Origin of the sequence: Brachyspira catarrhinii, assembly GCF_005518285.1 — a bacterium.
Lineage (GTDB): Bacteria > Spirochaetota > Brachyspiria > Brachyspirales > Brachyspiraceae > Brachyspira > Brachyspira catarrhinii.
In genome coordinates this window covers 1-2,160 of sequence record NZ_SJDU01000375.1, presented here as the reverse complement: position 1 = coordinate 2,160, position 2,160 = coordinate 1, and the positions used below count along the sequence as shown (strand labels likewise).

Sequence of the window (2,160 nt, the reverse complement as noted above, 5' to 3'; positions counted from 1 at the left end):
ACATCTCTTCGGGAATAGATTCTAAAAAAGAAGTTCTATCGTCTGGATTTATATTTTCAAGCAACTCGGCAATATCGCTTTCTTCCATATTTTCAATAATTTTCTGCTGGTCTATATTCGTTAATTCTGGAAAAACTTTTGTATAATATTCTTTTGGAAGAATGCTGAATATTTTATATTTATATTCGGGTTTTAAAGATGTTATTAAATCGGCGGTTTCGACTTCCTGCCATAAAACCAATATCTCGCTTATTTCGTTCCACTGTTCTTCTTCGATTAAGTCTTCAATTTCTGGCTTTAAAAGTTCTTTAAGCATATTTCACCAACCAAACGATTTTTTGAAGTATATATTAAAGTTTTGTATAAAGCAATATTTTTATTATAATTTTTTTAACTTTGCGCTACTTTGTCATTACGAGCGTTTTTAATGCGAAGTAATCAAAAATTAATAAAATTTTATTTTCAAATTGACTTTATCAATAGCGGATTGCTTCGACATTTTCAATATCTCGCAATGACAATTTTTTTATTAAACGCTTGACAAAAATATCTTTTATAGTAAAATAATCACACTTAAAATTATTAAGTCAATTGCTGGGGTGTCGTCAAGCGGTAAGACAATTGGTTTTGGTCCAATTATTCGGGGGTTCGAATCCTCCCACCCCAATATTTCCTCAAAAATTTAGGATTGTGAAAATGAGCATGGAAAACGAAATACTTGTTTTAAGCGGCACGGCGAATCCAAAACTTGCCGAAGATGTCGTTAAGAATATGGGACTCAAATTGGGCGATATGGAAATTCGCAGATTTGCGGACGGAGAGGTTTTCGTTCAAGTTGGGGAACCCGTTAGAAATAAGGATGTATATGTTATACAACCTACGGGCAGACCTTCGAGTAACGAAAGCTGGATGGAACTTTATTGCGTGATAGACGCTTTGAAAAGAGCGAGCGCGAAAAGAATAACGGCGGTGATTCCATATTACGGTTATTCGAGGCAGGATAGGAAGAACGAGCCGAGAGTTCCTATAACGGCTAAATTGGTTGCAAATTTACTTGCGGAATCTGGAGCGGGCAGAGTTCTATGTTTGGACTTACATGCGGCGCAGATTCAAGGATTTTTCGATATACCCGTAGACCATATGCAATCTAAAAATATATTTTTGGATAAGATAAGAAAAGACCTTGATATTTCAAATTCCATTATAGTTTCCCCCGATATAGGAGGAATAGGAAGAGCGAGACTCATAGCCAAAGCCTTAAAGCTCGATATCGCGATTATAGATAAAAGAAGAGATAGAGCGAATGAAAGCGAGGTTATGAATATAATCGGAGATGTTAAAGGAAAAGACGCTATTATTGTGGACGATATAATCGATACGGGAGGAACTCTTATAAAAAGTATGCATGCCTTAAAACAAGCGGGAATGAAAAGAATATTCGTATTCATAACGCATGCCGTTTGTTCGGGCGATGTTTACGAAAGAATTAACGGAAGCGAAATTGAAAAACTTTATATAACGGATAGTTTGAAAGTTATGACGGAAAGACTCGGAAATAAAATAGAGATTATTTCGGTAGCTCCAGCGATTGCGGACGCCATTAGACATATACATATGGAAATGTCTATAAGCGTTTTATTTGATAAATAAAATTAAAATAAATTAGAAATAAGGAAGTAAAAATGAGCGAAAATTATACTATTAAAGCTTTACAAAGAGACACCAAAACAAAAAGCGTTGGCAAAAAATTAAGAAACGAAGGCTATGCGCTTGCCTCTCTTTACGGAAGAGGAAAAGAATATTCTATAGCCGTAGAATTAAAAGATTTCTATAAAGTATTTTCTTTGGCGGGACAACATTCCATCATAACTTTGGATATAGAAAACGATAAACCGAGAGAAGTTTTGGTAAAAGATTATCAAATTGACGGAATAAAGAGAATTATTACTCATATAGATTTTTATGAAATCGACAGAAACAAAAAAATAAAAACTTTCGTTCCCATTCATATCGAAGGAATTCCAGAAGGAGTTCGTTTGGGTGGCGGAACTTTAGAGCAAGTGGAATACGAACTTCCTATAAAAGCTTTCCCAGATTCTATACCGAGAGAGCTTATCGTTGATGTTAGCGATTTGAAAGTGGGAAGCAGTTTACATATTA

The 2,160-nt window shown here is 34.8% G+C and carries 3 protein-coding genes and 1 tRNA gene; 3 read left to right on the top strand and 1 reads right to left on the bottom strand.

The features are described from left to right. A partial coding sequence (locus EZH24_RS10650; protein WP_419670461.1) for a magnesium transporter MgtE N-terminal domain-containing protein occupies nt 1–316 on the bottom strand: 316 nt, incomplete at its 3' end. Between the two features lie 279 nt (nt 317–595). Here EZH24_RS10650 and EZH24_RS10645 point away from each other — a divergent pair. The 3 genes from EZH24_RS10645 to EZH24_RS10635 form a co-directional block, all read left to right on the top strand. Next, nucleotides 596–667 (top strand) — tRNA-Gln (locus tag EZH24_RS10645). A gap of 29 nt (nt 668–696) precedes the next feature. Then, on the top strand, nt 697–1,650 hold the full coding sequence (locus tag EZH24_RS10640; RefSeq protein WP_137999101.1) for a ribose-phosphate diphosphokinase: 954 nt from the start codon (nt 697–699) through the stop codon (nt 1,648–1,650). Nucleotides 1,651–1,682: 32 nt separating this feature from the next. After that, a partial coding sequence (locus EZH24_RS10635; RefSeq protein ID WP_137999100.1) for a 50S ribosomal protein L25 occupies nt 1,683–2,160 on the top strand: 478 nt, incomplete at its 3' end.

Excerpts from the sequence above, each read along its gene's own strand:
- EZH24_RS10640 (WP_137999101.1), top strand. The coding sequence starts at position 697 with ATGAGCATGGAAAACGAAATACTTGTTTTAAGCGGCACGGCGAATCCA.